This window comes from Vicinamibacterales bacterium (assembly GCA_036496585.1).
Taxonomy (GTDB): domain Bacteria; phylum Acidobacteriota; class Vicinamibacteria; order Vicinamibacterales; family 2-12-FULL-66-21; genus JAICSD01.
Genome location: DASXLB010000022.1, coordinates 46416 through 62884, shown reverse-complemented (window position 1 = coordinate 62884; position 16469 = coordinate 46416). Strand labels below are relative to the sequence as shown.

At 68.5% G+C, this 16469-nt stretch carries 14 protein-coding genes and 1 tRNA gene; 1 reads left to right on the top strand and 14 read right to left on the bottom strand.

Translation table 11 applies throughout. From position 1 onward, the window contains the following. Window positions 1-41: 41 nt before the first annotated feature. A complete protein-coding gene (locus tag VGI12_07070) occupies window positions 42-347 on the bottom strand; it encodes a septum formation initiator family protein (GenBank protein ID HEY2432419.1) in 306 nt (101 codons plus the stop codon). Window positions 348-548: 201 nt separating this feature from the next. Here VGI12_07070 and VGI12_07065 point away from each other — a divergent pair, with 201 nt between their 5' ends. Continuing rightward, window positions 549-914: a S26 family signal peptidase gene (locus VGI12_07065; GenBank protein ID HEY2432418.1), complete on the top strand. Its 366-nt coding sequence runs from the start codon at window positions 549-551 to the stop codon at window positions 912-914. 59 nt (window positions 915-973) lie between these two features. Here the strand turns inward: VGI12_07065 and VGI12_07060 are convergent. The 13 genes from VGI12_07060 to treZ all read right to left on the bottom strand — a co-directional run bounded on the left by VGI12_07060 (window position 974) and on the right by treZ (window position 16461). Beyond that, window positions 974-1049, bottom strand: a tRNA-Phe gene (locus tag VGI12_07060). Between the two features lie 63 nt (window positions 1050-1112). Next, the gene (locus tag VGI12_07055) at window positions 1113-1508 is read right to left on the bottom strand and encodes a hypothetical protein (protein ID HEY2432417.1); all 396 of its coding nucleotides are present in this window, start codon (window positions 1506-1508) and stop codon (window positions 1113-1115) included. Window positions 1509-1547: 39 nt separating this feature from the next. Continuing rightward, window positions 1548-4388: a VWA domain-containing protein gene (locus VGI12_07050; protein ID HEY2432416.1), complete on the bottom strand. Its 2841-nt coding sequence runs from the start codon at window positions 4386-4388 to the stop codon at window positions 1548-1550. A gap of 17 nt (window positions 4389-4405) precedes the next feature. Continuing rightward, window positions 4406-6295, bottom strand: coding sequence for a VWA domain-containing protein (locus tag VGI12_07045; protein HEY2432415.1), 1890 nt, complete (start codon window positions 6293-6295; stop codon window positions 4406-4408). A gap of 78 nt (window positions 6296-6373) precedes the next feature. Next, entirely contained in the window at window positions 6374-6949 is a 576-nt protein-coding gene (locus tag VGI12_07040; GenBank protein HEY2432414.1) for a hypothetical protein, read from the bottom strand. Window positions 6950-6984: 35 nt separating this feature from the next. Continuing rightward, window positions 6985-7398 (bottom strand): lipocalin-like domain-containing protein, encoded by a 414-nt coding sequence (locus tag VGI12_07035; protein ID HEY2432413.1) that lies wholly within the window; start codon window positions 7396-7398, stop codon window positions 6985-6987. Next, window positions 7395-8216, bottom strand: coding sequence for a nitrilase-related carbon-nitrogen hydrolase (locus VGI12_07030; GenBank protein ID HEY2432412.1), 822 nt, complete (start codon window positions 8214-8216; stop codon window positions 7395-7397). The genes VGI12_07035 and VGI12_07030 overlap by 4 nt, the downstream gene beginning before the upstream one ends. 36 nt (window positions 8217-8252) lie before the next feature. Further along, the gene (locus tag VGI12_07025) at window positions 8253-9521 is read right to left on the bottom strand and encodes an ABC transporter permease (GenBank protein HEY2432411.1); all 1269 of its coding nucleotides are present in this window, start codon (window positions 9519-9521) and stop codon (window positions 8253-8255) included. Next, complete coding sequence (locus VGI12_07020; GenBank protein ID HEY2432410.1) at window positions 9518-10444, bottom strand: ABC transporter ATP-binding protein; 927 nt, start codon at window positions 10442-10444, stop codon at window positions 9518-9520. Before VGI12_07020 ends, VGI12_07025 begins: the two co-directional genes overlap by 4 nt. Window positions 10445-10576: 132 nt before the next feature. Further along, window positions 10577-11410 (bottom strand): SprT-like domain-containing protein, encoded by an 834-nt coding sequence (locus tag VGI12_07015; protein ID HEY2432409.1) that lies wholly within the window; start codon window positions 11408-11410, stop codon window positions 10577-10579. A 5-nt stretch (window positions 11411-11415) separates the two neighbouring features. Beyond that, window positions 11416-12513 (bottom strand): ribosome small subunit-dependent GTPase A, encoded by a 1098-nt coding sequence (gene rsgA / locus VGI12_07010; protein HEY2432408.1) that lies wholly within the window; start codon window positions 12511-12513, stop codon window positions 11416-11418. Then, window positions 12497-14566 (bottom strand): amylo-alpha-1,6-glucosidase, encoded by a 2070-nt coding sequence (locus VGI12_07005; GenBank protein HEY2432407.1) that lies wholly within the window; start codon window positions 14564-14566, stop codon window positions 12497-12499. Before VGI12_07005 ends, rsgA begins: the two co-directional genes overlap by 17 nt. Continuing rightward, the gene (treZ, locus tag VGI12_07000; GenBank protein ID HEY2432406.1) at window positions 14563-16461 is read right to left on the bottom strand and encodes a malto-oligosyltrehalose trehalohydrolase; all 1899 of its coding nucleotides are present in this window, start codon (window positions 16459-16461) and stop codon (window positions 14563-14565) included. Before treZ ends, VGI12_07005 begins: the two co-directional genes overlap by 4 nt. Between the last annotated feature and the right edge of the window lie 8 nt (window positions 16462-16469).

Sequence of the window (16469 nt, the reverse complement as noted above, 5' to 3'; positions counted from 1 at the left end):
GAGAATATCAGAGTGGTAAACCGCTCACTGCCAACCAAGGATCATCTCTCGTCCTTGACCACGACCAGCACCTCACCTTGACGGAGCAACCCGAGTTCACCGCGAGCGATCGCTTCGATGGCGGCCGGATCGCTGCGGAGCCGGCGCATGCGCTCGCGAAGGGCGGTGTTCTCGCGCTTGAGCTTGGCGAGTTCCTGCTGCGCCGCGGCGTACTGCCGTCGCGCGCGCATCGATTCGGTGAGGCCCCTGTCGCCGAAGACAGCGTTGACGAGGATCGCGCAGGCCAGGAACAGGATCGCCTGCGGCCAGAATCGGCGGGCCGGCCGGCGTGGAGCGATAGCAGACATGCCCACCCGACCGTCGATCGCCAGTGCCGCTCTCGCCATCGATGGCGGCACCGTACCAGAACTCGATCGCGAGTACAACCCCTAGATTGATCGGGATCGGGGAGCGCGAATGGGTGTCACGCTGACTTTGGTCCGAAAAAGCCGGTCCTCTCAAATGCCGTCCTCGGGCTACAGTGTTTATCGCAAAAAAGGAGGCGGGGCATGCTGAAATCCCTTCTGGTCGTCCTCGCGGCAGTCGTCTTGGTCCAAGTGACCCATGCACAAGGGACCAGATACGTCAGGGGCGATACCGTACGCCTCGTCGCACGGGAGAATGGCGACCCGCTTCCGGATTCGCGGATTATCGCCATCGCTGGTGATCGCGTCCACATTGATAAATCCTCCATCACTGTGAACGACGTTGCGGTTCAAGGTGCGTCAGCGGAGTTGCTGCAAACCGTGACCGAAGCGTGGGACCAACTCGTTCCGCAGGGTCACTACTTCGTTGTTGGGGAGAGTGGCCCCCGTGACGACAGGGTGCGTTACTACGGCTTGATCCCAGCAAGCAAGATCATCCGCAAGCTGTAGCTCACCGGTTCAGGGCGGGCCGATTTCAAACTGACCCAGTACCAACTTGTTTAAGAAATTGGTGCCGAGGACTGGAATCGAACCAGTGACACCAGCATTTTCAGTGCTGTGCTCTACCGACTGAGCTACCTCGGCACGCGGAGTCCGCGCAGGTGAAGAAGCGCGATCATATCAGATCGACGCCATGCAATCACCCGCTCAGCGCACCGGATACGAGAGCACGACACCCGCCTTTGTGACCGTCGCGCCGGCCGGCACCATCACGAAAAACACAGCAACGCTGGTGACGCCGTCGCTCGGGATGGTGACGGTCTCTGTGATGGTCACGTCCGCGCTGCCGCGGTGCGCCACGCTAACCTGAATGTCGGAATTCAGCGGGCGGTTGCTCTGATCCTGAATGGCCATTTGCATCGTCCCGAGATCGGCGGTGGCCAGCGTGTAGTTGGCCGTCCCGCTGAACGTCACGGTGTCGCCGGGATGCAGGACCGTTCCCGGCGCGGGATTCATGTTCACGACGCTGTTGAGTGAATCCTGCGCGGCGACCGACGGCGCCGCCGGTTCGCTTTGGCACCCGGCCACGGCCAGCAGCAGCACGAACGTGGCACATCTCGGGAAGATCGACATGACACCCTCCTATTTGACTTTGACCGTCGCCGACGTCTGGAACCGCTTGAACTCGGAGTACGTCGCCTCGCCGTTGATGCTGGCGGTCGATGTCAGATAGAGCTCGGTCATCCGCACCGGGATCAGCATGCCAAGCGTCTCGTCCTTGCGGTAGCTCACGTCGATCTCGGCGCGGCTGCGGGCGCCGCGATACGAGCCAATCACCAGCCGAGTCCGCAGCACGCTGCCGTCGGTGGGATCGATCCACAGCGTACCGGCGGTGGGCACGTCGGCGCCGCCGGCGGTCATGATCATCGTCGGCTTGCGCGTTTCCTCGAAGTCGACCTTCCAGGCGTCGACGCCGCCGACTTTCTCGGCGCCGGAGCGCTGGAACGTGAAACGCACCACGTGCGCGGGATCGAAGAAGAAGAGCGCCGACATCGGCACGTTGAACGAACGGGTCACCGGCCCGACGTTGTAGCGCGCGTTCTCGGCGCTGATCTTCTTCTCCGCCTCGACGTCGGGCACATCCGCCTTGAAGAGCTCCTGCAGCCGATTCTTGCGATCCGGCACGGCCTTGCCGTTGACCTCGATGACGTCGCGATACGCAAGCCAGCCGCCGATCGCCGCCGCGTTCGGCACGAGCGCAATCTCGGAGATGAGCTGCTGATCCGCTGTCCGGGGCCCGCCGGCATCGGCCGCGATTCCAGACGGCGCGGCAGTCGCGCCGCGCCCGCTCGGCCGCCGGAGCCCCGCCAGCGCTCCCTGATCGCCCATGTCGACCGATCCCTGCTTGTAGCGCTCGACGGCGATGAGTACCGAGGCGTCGCGCCCGTAACGGCCAACGTAGTCGCCGACGCGATGCATCAGCTCGTCGATGGCAGGATCGCGACTGAGCGCGGTTCCGCCGGCCGCGGCCGATGGCGACGGCGTCGAAGCCGTCGGGGGCGCGGACGCGGCTGGGTGGACCTCGCCAGGAACGATCTCGAACACGCGGCTGACGCGCGCAATCGCGGCGCCGCCTTTCTGGATGACCGCGCTCGCCGTGTACGGACCCGGCTCCAGCGTCGTCAGATCGAGCGCCGCCTCGGCAACGACGATGCTCTTGTCGTCGTCGCGGGTGCGAAGCTTCAGCGGCCGGCGCAGGGCCGGCGTTGCGGTGCCGCCGCGGATGATCTGGACTTCGCCTCCCGTCTCGCCGAGCGGCTCGGAAGAGCTGAGCTCGATCATGCCGATCGCCGCTTCATCCTGGCGCACGCGGGCCCGCGGCTGCAGCCGTCCGCCGTCGACGCTGCCGATCACCAGATCGGTCGCGTACACTGACCCTGCCTGGCGCAAGCCAACGCGTATCGGCTGATCGAGCGTGCCGACCCGTCCGTCTGCCGAGACGACGGCGGCGCGCAAGCGGTACCGGCCAGGCGCGATGTCGACCTTCGCGCTGGCGAGCCACGGCGAGGCTGCGCCCGCGTCGACATGGACCTTCGAGCCGCCGATGACCTTGCCGTTGTCGATGATGACGTAGCCCCAGTCGGTCGGCGCGGTCGCCACCGACGGCGGCAGCTGCGCCGCGATGATCATCCCGACCTTGTCCGGATCGAGGCTGTGGGTCGTGTAGGTCGCGACCTCGAGCGGCAGTTCGGCGACGTCGGTCGGCTCGTCGAGCGCTGCCGCCAACGCGTCGGGACCCGTCGTGGCCTTCGGAATGGCTGTCGCGGCCGGCGCCCGCACGCTCGCACCCGGCCGCGCAACCGCGACCTCGACTTTGTGCGATTTGCCATCGGCGTCACTGCCGCGGGACTCGACGCCGATTTCGTAGAAGTCGGTGATGCTGGTCGCGATCCGATCGAACGCGCCGGCCGCCTTCCCGGCCCCCATGTAAAACGATCCACCGGTCATCGACGCGATCGTCCCGAGTCCGGTCGCGTACTCGCGGCCGCCGAACACGTTGCCGAAGTGGCCGCGGTCCGACGCGTCGAGATCCTGATCGAGGTGCACGATCGAGAGCGCGACGTGGCTGGCGGCCGCCTCTTCGGCCAGCCTCTGATAGCGCGACAGCAGATCGAGATCGAACACCATGCCGCCCGACAGCACAACCATGTGCTTCGGCGCGTGCAGCGGCGACAGCTTCTTGAGCAGATCCGTCAGCCCGGTCAGCGTTGTCTGCGCCTGCGAGCGCCCCTGCAGCAGCATCTCGTGCGACTGCGTCACGATGGCGGGTGGACACTCGTTGGGCGGCTCCCACGGCGCCGGCTTGACCTTGGGACACTCGCGCTCGAGCACGTGCGCGATCGTCAGCCTGTCTTCCTTCTCGTAGCCGAGCGCCTCGTCCCAGGTCATGAAGTGCTGCCAATCGGGCGTCGGCTGCATGCCGGTCATTGCCTTGATCGCGCTCGCAACCGCCGTGTGATCCCGCGTGAGATCCACGCCGCCGCCAGGCAGGCCGATCGCCGCCACCGCGTCGGACGGCGACAGGCTCTTGAGCACCGCCGCGGCGCTCTCGATGGCGGCGCGCTCGCTGCCCGCCTTGATCGACGGCCGATCGACGACGATGACGACGATGCGTCCGGGCGGGGTGTCGGCGGCGCGGACGAAGCGGCCCACCGCCAGCGCGTCGGCGCCAGACGAGGTCGTGGTCGCGCCGTAGCGATGGACGGTGAGGACCGGCCGCGCCTGGCCGTCGATCTTGACCGTGAAGTCCTCGGCCTTCAGATCGGTGATCGCCACGTCGCCAGGGCCCGTCACCGACGCATCGATCGTCAGCACGTCGCGGGCGCTGCGGAACGTCTGGCGCGGCGGCTGCTGCGCGAGAAGATGGAGAGCGGTTCCCGCGATCAGAACCGCCGTGACGAGCCCTGCGAACCTGGCACGCATCGGTGTCTCCCTGCTGATTACTTCGTGACGTCCAGTCTCCGACTTACTCGGCCGATCGCCTTGCCGTCCTGCTCGACCACGGCGCTGGCCACATAGCGGCCGGGCGTCACGTGCGTCAGGTCGAGGCGGGCTTCGCCGAGCACGATGCCCTTGTCGTCGGTGCGCGCGCGGAACGCCAGCGCCTGGCGCGCCGCCGGCGTGCCGGAGCCATCAGCCACGAGCAGCACCGTGCCGGTCAGGCCGTCGAGCGCTTTGCCGGCGCTCAGTTCGATCATCGCGATGGGCTTATCCCCCGCCGCAACCCGCGGCCGCGGCTCCAGCCGTCCGTTCTCGATCGTGCCGACGATCAAGTCGCTGGCGCGCGCCTCCCCCATCGCTCGCAGTCCCGCGGGCAGCGGCAGCTCCAGCGTGCCGACACGGTCGCCGCTGACGATCGCGGTGCGCAATCGATACGTGCCTGGCGCCACCTCGACCGTGCCGGTCGAGGCCCACGGCACCGGCGCGTCCGCCTCGACGTTGCTGCCGACGGCGCCGACGACCTTGTGCCCATCCATGACCGTGCTGCCCCACAGGGTGGGAGCCGGCTGCGCGGGATCCGGAGCCGCCGTCGCGATCACGACTCGCACTTTCGACGGATCGTGGCTGTGCGTGACGTAGGTCGCCACTTCGAGCGGCAGTTCCGTGACGTCGGTCGGTTCGGCGAGCGCTGCCTTCAGCGTGTCGACCGGCGTGCGCGGGGTGTGCGGACGCACCGCCGTTTCCGTCGGCGCCCGTACCTTCGCTCCGGGACGCGACACCGTGACCTCAATCCGATGCGTCTTTCCGTCCGCATCCCCGGCGATCGCCTCGACGCCAAGCTGGTAAAAGAACGTCAGTTCCGACGCGATACGGTCGAATGGACCTTGTGCGGATCCCACGCCGAAGAAGAATTCGCCGCCGGTGAGAGAGGCAATCGTCGCCAGACCCGTTTCATAGTCGCGACCACCGTAAAAATCCGTCGTAGCGTCGGCACGACCAAACGACGCCATTCCGCCCCCGGGAACTCCCAGCGTCGACGCGTCGAACGACTGCTGGTCGAGATGGACGATGAAGAGCGTCGTGTGACTGCGGGCAGCCGTCTGTGCCATCGTGCGATAGCGCCCGATCAGTGTCTGGTCGAACGGAATGCCCCCCGAGAGCACCACCAGGCTCTTCGGGGCGCGCAGCGGGGCGAGGCGATCGACGACGCTCTCGATGTTCGACAGAGTCGTTTCGGCCTGCGCACGTCCCGCCATCAGCATCTGCTTGACCTCGGGCTCGGAGTACTTCTGGCACCAGTCCGGTCTCTGTCCCAATCGTATGCACTGCTGCTCGTACTCGAGGGCCAGCGTCCAGGACATCGGCATCGACGCCGGAATCGCGACCGCCGTCCCGCCCATGTGGCGCACGGCGTCAATTGCGGCTGCGTGATCGCGCGAGAGATCAGTCACGGCGCCGGGAATACCGACGGCGCCGACGGCATCGGCGGGCGTCAGGCTCTCAACGAGCCGCGACGCCGCCTCCACGGCGGGACGCTCGCCTCCACTGCGGATCGACATCCTGTCGACCGCGATCACGACGATGCGTCCCGGCATCTCGTCGGTGTTGCGCGTGACCGCCGACAAACCGGGGACCGCAACGTTTGAGGAAGCGCGTCGGCCGGCGAACAGCTGCGCACCGACGACGCTGCGCGCCTGCCCGTCGACGCGAACCATGAAGTCGGATGGCTGCAGATCCGTCAGTGGCTTGCCATCGTCGCTCCGAACGGCGACCTCGATCGTCAGGACATCGCGTCCACTGCGGAACGTCTGGCGATCGGTGGGCTGTTGGGCGGCGGCGGCGACGACAGCAGACGCGCACACCGTTGCGGCGAACACGCAACGACGCATGGCACTCCTCGGAGCTGGCAGGCGTGGGCAGTATATCAGTCACGTTGACGACGCAACTCATCCATGCCCGACCGCGCGTCAGGCCGGGCTGTGCCAGTAGTACGCGCGTCCCTGTCCCCAGTTCACGACGAAGATGCGGCCGCCGGCCGAGTGATACACGCGGAATCCCGTCGCCCGTACCTGTGTCACTTCTACCGGGGTGCGGATGAGCGACGGCCACCACTCGAGGCGTCCAGGCGCATCGCACTCGAGCGTGCCGCTGGTGATCTCGTCGCCGAGCAGTGCGCGCACACCCGCCTCGTCCGCGGCGGGAAACGTGAACACCCCCCAGTAGCGCCCATCCGGCAGGTGCCCCTCGCGAAGATCGCGTGCCGACCTCGGCAGCGTGTCCGGCACCCACCCCGCCGCCACCGCCCCCGCCGCCCGCGCCTCGTCGACAGTGTCGAAGACGCCTTCCTTGACGCGCAGCCCATCGCACCCAACCAGCAGCCCCGCCGCCAGCACCAGCACCATCAGCACCCTTGGCACCGTTAGCACCCTTGGCACCAGCACCATCAGCACCCTTGGCACCGTTAGCACCCTTGGCCCCAGCACCATCAGCACCCTTGGCACCCCTAGCACCCTTGGCACCAGCACCTTTAGCACCGTTGGCACCCTTAGCACCCTTGGCACCGTCGCCGCCAGCCCCCTCATCCCCTTTCCCACGTCAGCGTGTGCGTAACGGTCTCCCCGCCCTTATGGACGTCGGCGCTGAGAATCAGGCGCTCGCCGTCGAACCGCATCTGGCGCACCTGATGGCCGCCGACCCACGCCGGGTTCAGCGATCCGTGCACGTGATGGACGACGCTCCTGCCGTCGGGCGCAACTTCGTAGGTGCCGAAGTAGGCGATGTAGCCCAGATACGCGGCGCGCACCTGCTGCGCGTTGCCATCGCCGAGCTCGACGCGGGCCCGTCCCGGGCGCATCACGTGGCCCGACATGTTGCCGTGGTCGTCGTAGTCGAGCCGGCCGACCGCGTCGCCGTACGGCTTGCCGCGCTTGCCTTCCAGTTCGTCGGTCTCGTACGCGACCAGACGCCACGTGCCGACCAGCCGCGGCGTCATCGACCGACCCACGCCGCGTAGAGCTCCGGGCGGCGATGACGCAGGAACAGCTGCCGCGCGTGTGATCGTCCGTTGGCCGCCGGGTCGAGGTCGGCGTAGAGAATCGTGTCGGCCATGGCGGGCGCCCGCGCCACGACCTGGCCGTCGGGCGCGCAAACGAACGACTCGCCGGCGAAGGTCAGACACTCTTCCGCGCCGACGCGGTTGCACAGCGCGACGTGATAGCCGTTCTGAAACGCGGCGACGCGCATCTCGGCCTCGTAGAGCCCGTCGGGCCACTCGCCCACCGCGCCGGCCTGCGGCACCACGACGAGATCGGCGCCCGCCACCGCCAGCGCGCGCATGTATTCCGGAAAGTGACGGTCGTAGCAGATCGCCACGCCGATCCGTCCGGCGCGCGTGTCATAGACCGGGGCACCCGTGTCACCGGGTGTGTAGTAGCCCTGCTCGTGGAAACAGGCGTACTCGGTGATGTGGACCATCCGTGTCCGGCCGAGCAGGCGACCGTCCGCGTCGATGACCGGTGAGCAGTCGTAGGCGTCGGCGCCGTCGCGTTCATAGAGGTTGAGCACGATCACCATGTCATGGCGCCTGGCGCGCTCGGCGAACGCGTCGGTGATCGGGCCGGGGACCGTTTCCGCGAGCTCGTGCGCGCCGGCGCCGGCCGGATGCTGCGGGTAGAAGCGCTCGAAGGCGAGCTCTGCGAAGACAGCGAGCCGCGCACCGGCGCGCGCGGCGGCATCGACCGCCGCCAGCCCCCGTGCGACGTTCGCCGCCTTGTCAGGAGACGCGTGCTGCTGGATGAGCGCGATCTTCACGCTCACCAGTCTACAAGCTGCGCGACACCGGCGTGATCAGGTGTGCTCCCAGCGCCGCGCGCACAGGCGCGCCAGCGACAGCATGACTGCGGCGATCGCGGAGAGCACCAGCACCTGCGGCCACAACTGCCACACCGGCGCGTCGCGCCAGAACACCTTCAGGTAGCCGTCGAGCGCCCAGGCGTTGAACGTCAGCAGCCCGATACGCTGCATCGACTCCGACATCAGGAACCGCGGAAACATGCTGCCGCCGAGCGCCGACATCGTCAGGATGAGGATCGTCCCGATGCCCGAGAGCTGCGCGCGGGTCCGGGCGAGCGTGGCGAGCAGCAGCCCGAACGCGCTCGCCGCGGCGGCCGTAAACACCGTCATCACCGCGAAGCCTGGCAGGTGATGGAAGAGATCGACGCCAAAGGCGAGGCGTCCCCACAGGAACATGACGGTCAGCTGCGATGCGCCGACGAAGGCGATGAACAGCCACTTCGCGGCGAGCAGGCCGGTCATGCCGACGCGTGTCGACAGCACGCGATCGAGCGTGCCGGTGTCCACTTCGTCGAGGAGCGAGCCGCTCGCGCCCGACACCGAGAAGAGCAGGAACATGACGCCGATGCCGGCGGCGTAGAACGAGACGAGGCTCTCGCTGTTGCCCTGACGCATCACGTCGACGGTGTCGATGCCGATCCCGAGCACGGCCGCCGCTTCGCCGGTTCCTACGGTGGCGCCGCCGGCCTTCAACCGCGGCAGCCACGCGCCGACGGCGTCGCGCTGTTGCGGGGTGAGGGCACCGGCGTAGCGCTCGAACTGGCGCACGCCGTTCTGCATCATGAGGTCCGGCGCGGCCGTGAACGACACCTTCTGGAGCAGCCCGCTCACCATCTGCGGCGCGACGGGGTCCGACATGTCGGCCAGCAGCTGCACCCGGGCCGAGCTCGACGACCCGAAGCGCGCCCCCGCCGCGCCGAACCCCCGCGGCAGCACGATCGCCACCGGCACGTCGCCGCCGCGGACGAGCACCCGCGCCGCGTCGGCGTCGAGCGGCGCACCGCGCCCGTCAGCGCCGACGGTGGTCCTGAGCCGCAGCGACTTCTCGTGCGTCAGCCCTTCGACGAGGCGCCGGCTCAACTCGCTGCCGTCTTCGTCGACGACGGCCACCCGGATGACCGGCGTCCCGGTGTTCCGTCCCTGGTTGCCGAAGACCGTCGCGAAAATCGAGAAGAACATGATCGGCAGCAGGAACGTCAGCGCCTGCGCGACGCGGTCGCGCTTCAGATTCGTCCAGCTCACGCGAAACAACGTCGCGATCATTCCCTCAGCTCCCTTCCAGTCAGGTGAATGAAGACCGCCTGGAGGCTCGGCCCTCGGACGTCGACGTCCAGGATCGCCGCCCCCGACGCACTCGCGGCGGCGAGCAGCGCCGGCAGGTCCCTCGCCACGTCGTCGACGCGCGCGCGCAGCAGGCGCGGGTCCTGCGTGTCCGCTTCGGCGCCCGCCGGCATCGTCCGCGGCGCCGCGTCGAGCCGCAGCGTCACGAGACGGTGACCGCCCACCGTCTGCGCGACCAGTTCCGACAAGGTACCGTCGGCAATCACCCGTCCGCGATCGATGATCACGGTCCGCGAGCAGCGCGCTTCCGCTTCCTCGAGGTGATGCGTGGTCAGGAGGAGCGACACCCCCTCGGCGGTCAGCCCGGCCAGCATGTCGTAGATCCGCTCCCGACTCTGCGGATCGACGCCGACGGTCGGCTCGTCGAGCAGGACGACGCGCGGGCGGTGGAGGACGCCGCAGGCGATGTTCAACCGGCGCTTCATGCCGCCCGAGAAGGCCTTGATCGGCTCGTCGGCGCGGTCGGCCAGCGCGGTGGCGCCGAGCGCCCAGGCGACGCGATCGAAGATCTCGCGCGTCGCGACCCCTTGCAGCCGCGCGAACGCGGCCAGGTTCTCGCGCGCGGTGAGCGACGGGTAAATCGCGACTTCCTGCGGCACGATGCCGAGCTGCGGCGGCGTCCGTTGACCGCTCAACGGCTCACCGAACAGGCGAATCTCGCCCCCGTCGAGCTGAACGCGACCCGAAATCGCGCGGATGAGCGTGGTCTTGCCCGCGCCGTTGGGCCCGAGCAGGGCGAGGAGCTCACCCTCTTTCAGTGTCAAAGAGGCGCCGTCGAGCGCCATGACGTCGCCGAATTTCTTGCGCGCTCCGGTGACCGTGAGCACGTCCTGTGGTGTGGTCATCTCGTGGAGAAGATACGCGCGGCCGACGCGGCGGATCGGGAGGATCGGCGAACGGCGGTCGCGCGGCGGCCAGTGGCGCGGGTTCCGGAGGCCGGAGGTCGAACGTCTGGAGTCGGAGGGCGCCTGACCGGATTACCGACTGTCGTTGGGCGTCCCGTCGGCACGCGCGGCGAGCCGTTCGCGCGCCAGGCCGTCGGGATACGACACCATCAGGTTGTACTGCCCGACGAGGCGATTGTGGCCGGCGATCGCAGCCTGGTGCCGGCGGACGCGATCGTTGAACGCATCGACCGTCGCCGGGCTCGTGCGATCGAGCGACCGGCGATCGGTCAGCAGGGCGCGCTCCTCGGCATCGATGTCGGCGCTCTGGCGGCGCAGCTCCGCCAACGCCGTGTCTTTCTCCTGATCGGTGGCGACAATGCCCTTGAACGCGCCGCGCAGCGACAACTCGCGAAGACGCTCCTGAAACACCGGTCCGTGCCCGTTGTCCTGCATCCAGACGGCCATGTGCACCATCTCATGGCACAACGCGCGCCGCCGCTGATCGGGATCGCGCTCGACAACCGGGTTGACGAGAATCATGCGGCCGTCGGTCAGCCCCTGCACGGTAAAGCCATCGGCAATCATCGGACCCAGGTCGGCCAGCCCGCTCTCCCAGCGCACCCGCGGCGCCGGAAGGATGTTCGCAAAGTACGCGTTGTTGAGGTCGTCGTACTCGGATGCGAGATCGGGATCCGAGGGGCGCGCCCGGTTCTGCTCGAACAGCGCGGCCGAGCGCGCTTGATCCGGCGGCAGCGGCGCCGTCCCCGCGTCGACGACGAGCGCCGGCGGCAGGAGCGATTTGCCGGATGCGACCGCGGAGGCCGGCGGCACGACAGCCGGCGCATGCGTGCGCATGATCATCAGCACCGCGACAAAACCGATCAGCAGACCGGCGACGATCGCCGACATCACGCTCGATCGCATCAGGCTCAGCGCCGATCCTTGTCCTTCAGCACTTGACGCAGCGCCTTGGCGCCGATCCGGCCGAGGCGCTTGTTGTCCAGCCACGCCCGCTCGTCGACCTGCCGTTCCTGATAGGTCTGCTCGTCCTGCAGCTTCCTGAAGCTCTCGAGGCGCGCCTCCGGCAGCAGCCCGGCCGCCACTGCCGCCTGCACCGCGCATCCGGGTTCGCCCCGGTGGCGGCAGTCGCGGAACCGGCATCCGCCGCCGAGCTCCTCGACGTCCGCAAACGCGCCCGCCACCGACTCGCCGCTGTCCCACAACTGCAGCTCGCGCATGCCGGGCGTGTCGATCAGGATGCCGCCGCCAGGGAGCGGCAGGAGCTGGCGACCGGTCGTGGTGTGACGGCCCCGGCTGTCCGATTCCCGCACGTCGTGCGTGCGAAGCCGCGCCTCGCCGAGGAGCGCATTGGCGATCGACGACTTGCCGACACCCGACGACCCGAGCAGCGCGCCGGTTCGGCCGCGCCCGAGAAATGCGCGCAGGCGGTCGATGCCGACGGATTCCTTCACCGAAATCGTCTGCACGGGGACGCCCGCCGCCAGGCTCGCGACCTCCGCCGCGATCGCCTCGGGGTTGTCGACGAGGTCCGCCTTGTTGAGGACGATGACGGGGGAAGCGCCGCTCTCCCAGGCGGTGACCAGGTAGCGCTCGATGCGTCGCGGGTTGAAGTCGCGATCAAGTCCCGAGACCAGGAACACGACGTCAATGTTGGCCGCGACGACCTGCTCTTCGGTCGGATTCCCGGCGGCGCGCCTCGAGAACCGCGACACGCGCGGCAGCAGGGCGCGGATGCGCGCGTCGCCGCCGCCTTCGGGCGCCTCGATCGCAACCCAGTCGCCGACCGCCGGAAAATCGGTGCGCCGCGCGGCCGCGTGCCGCAGGCGCCCGGAGACGCGCGCGAGCCGTTCCCCATCGCGCGTCAGGACACGGTAGATGTGGGTGTGCTCGAGGCTGACGCGGGCCGGCTCCAGCCCCAGCGCGGCATGCGGCGCGAAGGCGTCGGCAAACCCGGTCGTCCAGCCAAGGTCTTCGAGGTCCAGGGTGCGATTATAAACGCGCCTCACGCGCTGGAGCGGCCAGTTTCCGCCAGCTGCGGAGCACTTCCGCGACGCTCCAGGCCTGCGCGATGCACCCGCGCGGCACGTAGGGCGGCTCGGCATCGAACACCTCGGAGATCTGGCCGACGCAGGCCTCGTCGAGGTGGTGGTCGAAAGACGTCAGCAGCGTGCGGAGCGCCTGGCGGTCGGTGTCGGGCAGCTTGAGCGCTGCGTCGATGTAGGGGCCGATCAGCCAGGCCCAGACGGTGCCTTGATGATAGGCGGCGTCCCTGGCGCGCAGGTCGCCGTAGTAACGCGCTTTGTACTCGGGGTCGCCCGGCGCCAGCGATCGCAGCCCGAACGGCGTCAGCAGGCGGTCGCGCACGATCTGCATGACCGCGGGCCAGCGGGCCGGGTCGAGCACCGGATGCGGCAGCGAGATGGCCAGCACCTGATTGGGGCGACATGACGGATCGTCGCCGTGCTCGCCGTCCACGACGTCGTAGAGATAGCCGCCCGCGTCGTACCAGAAACGGCGGTTGAACGAGTCGTGCGCGCGGGCCGCGTGCCCGGCCAGGTCCAGCCCTTCCCCGCCTCCGTGCCGCTCGGTCCAGGTGTGCGCGAGGCAGAGCGCGTTGTACCAGAGCGCGTTCAGCTCCACTGCCTTGCCGCGCCGTGGCGTCACGACCCAGTCGCCGACCTTCGCGTCCATCCAGGTGAGCTGGTAGCCGTCGGCCCCTTGCGTGAACAGACCGTCGGCCGGATCGATGCGGATGCCGAACCGCGTGCCCTTGAGATGATGCCGGATGATGTCGAGCAGAACCGGCAGCAGCCGGCGCAGCGTCTCGTCGTCGCCCGTCGCATCGGTGTAGCGCTCGATCGCATGGAAGAACCAGAGCGAGGCGTCCGCGGTGTGATACAGCCCTTCCCGCCGGCCGTCGGGAAACATGTTGGGGATCAGGCCGTCGCGGACGTAGTGCGCGAAGGTCCGCAGGATGTAGCCGGCCTCGCGGACGCGCCGGGTCGCGAGCGTCAGCCCCTCGAGGCTGATCATGGTGTCGCGGCCCCAGTCGGTGAACCAGTGATAGCCGGCGATGACGGTCCGCACCTCGTCGCCTTGCGCTTTGGCGCGCGCCGCTTCCTCGATGCGGCCGGCCGGCCGGATGATGAACTGGTCGGCCGCCAGCACGAGCTCGACGGCGAACTGATCCTGCTCGGGGACGTTGGAGATGGCGATGAGCCGGCGGCGGCGCTCGCGCTCGGCGTTGGCCGCGTCCGGCGGCGCCAGAGCCTCGAGCGTGTCCCACGATTCGGCCGACGCAATCAGCGAAATCGACTGTCCGCGCGCCGCGTCGGCGCGGAAGTAGCCCGGACTCCAGAGCGAGCCGACCCAGTCGTAGCCGCGGTCCTCCTCCATCCTGTAGGGCACCGATCGGATGCCCTTCTCGTCGAGGGTCAGCGCCGCGCGATCGCCGTCGAGCCGCATCCGCAGAATCGGCAGATCGGCATCCGCCGAGAGTTCGTAGCGGCGCCCGGTCGCCGCAATCGTGTAGGTTTGCGCGAGCCCCTGATCGACGGGCGCCTCGTATCCCCGATACTGCACCGAGGGGCGCAGGTTGAATCGTGCGGTCCCCTCCCCCTCGAGCACGGTGTAGGTGACGTGCACGGTGTTCTGCGCATAGGGCATCAGCACCCGCTTCTCGATCGTGAAGCCGTCCATGCGGTAGACCCACACCGGAAGTCCGAGCTCGAGGCGAAACTCCGCGAGGTTCTCGGTGCGATCGGAGGCGTTCGGGCCGGCGACTTCGTCCTCGTCGCCGAGCCAGGTCACGCCGCGCCCGGGCAGCCGCACCCGTTCGAGGAGATGGTTCAGCATCACCAGCCGCCCGAGCGGCGCCGGAAGCGACGCGACCAGCATGCCGTGATACCGGCGGGTCATGACGCCGGCGACGGTCCCCGACGCGTAGCCGCCCAACCCGTTGGTCACGAGCCATTCACGGCGCGGCGGCCGTTCCCCGGCTTCGAGCGCGTCGTCTACGCGGTCGCGCGGACGTTCGATGCGGCGGACGAGATCGGTCATGCGTCACATTCCCGGTTGGCGGGCACGAAGAAGAGCGCGCAGCCGCCGGGCACCAGCCATGGCGCGTCCGGCTTCAGCGGCGGGGTGCCCTGGCCGCCGTACTCCGGCGATTCGCTGCTCCACGCCAGTCGCCAGCGCCGGCCGTACGGCGGCGCGATCAGCGGTTCGCGCGCTGGTGAGAAATCCAGGTCGCAATCGAGGTTGACGACCAGCAGCCGGTCGCCCAATTCCGCGTCCACGTAGCGCAGCAGGAATGCCCCGGTGCCGAGCACCGCCCCCTCGGGTCGGTAACACCCGGCGCGCCGCAGCACAGGATCTTCGCGCCGCAGTTTCAGCAGGTCGATATGCAGCGCGTAAACCTCGTGGTGCGTGACGCGCTCGGCGAACTCGAGCGTACACGCCCTGAACGTGGCCTCCTCGTTGGGAGGCTGAAGCTGTTCGACCACGCGCTGATCGGTCACGCTGGGAAACTGCGACAGGAATTCGATCCGCCCCTTGCGCACCGATTCAGCGAGCGCCCCCTGATGGTCCGCAAAGTAGAGGAACGGCCGCGAGGAGGCGAATTCCTGTCCCTGGAAGAGCATCGGCGTCGACGGCCCGAGCAGCAGCCACGCGGTCATCGCACGGTACGGCGCCGGCGCCGACAACTGGTGCAGGCGGCGGCCGAACGGCGAGTTCGCCACCTGATCGTGATTCTCCAGATAGCTGACGAACGCGGAGGGCATCAGATCGAGTGCCGCGGTGCCGCGGCGCTTCTTCTGCCACGTATACCACTGGCCCTGGTACAGATAGCCCCAGCGCGCGCACGAGACGAGCTCCTGCGGCGATCCCTGGTAGTCGCGATAGTAGGCCTCGCGGCGGCGCGTCAGCGCCACGACCGCCGTATGGTGCGCGTCGTCGTTCCAGAGCGCGTCGACTCCGAATCCCTGCCGCTCGGGCGGCCGCACGATCCGCGTGTCCTGCGGCTCGTTTTCCGCCACGATGAACACCGAGCGGGCCCCGGCCGCGGCGCGCGCCGCCTTGACGATCGATGCGATGACGTGTTCGGCCGAATCGTCTTTGATGTCCTGGGTAGCGTCCAGCCGCAGGCCGTCGAGATGAAATTCCTCGATCCAGTAACGCGCGTTCGCGACGAAATGGTCGCGGACTGCCGGCGGCCCCTCGAAGTTGATCGCGCATCCCCAGTCGTTCCGGTACTTGTCGGTGAAATAGTCCGGCGAGAATTCCGAGAGGTAGTTGCCGTCGGGGCCGAGATGGTTGTAGACGACGTCCAGGATGACGCCGACGCCGCAGCCGTGCGCGCGATCGACGAACCCCCGCAGATCGTCCGGCGTTCCGTAGATGTGGGCCGGCGCGTAGAGATCGACGCCGTCATAACCCCAACCGAAACGGCCGGGAAATTCCGCCAGGGGCATCAGCTCGATCGCCGTGACCCCGATGCGCGCGAGCTCGTCGAGCTGCGCCGCCGCGGCGCGCCACGTCCCCTCGGGCGTGAACGTGCCCACGTGCATCTCGTAGACGACGTGCCCATGATTCTGCAGGCCTCGCCATCCGGTGTCCGTCCAGGGGAATGCACCGGGATCGACGTAGGCCGATGGCTGATGCGGACCGTCGGGTTGCCATCTCGAGGCCGGATCGGGCCGCAGGCGCTCGCCGTCCAGGCGAAACCAGTAGCGTTCGCCGGCCGACGCCGCGGCATCGACGGCGGCGAAATATCCGTCCTCGTCCCGCGTCATTGGCACGACGCGTTCGCCGCGTCCCGATTGGGCCGGCACCACCAGATCCATCTGCCGCACGGCCGGCCCCCACGCCCGGACATGGGCGCCACCGCCCTCCTGCATCTCCGCGCCGGCCGGAAGACGCCGCCGCAACTCCGTCAGCTCAATTCGCTCCATCCGACTCC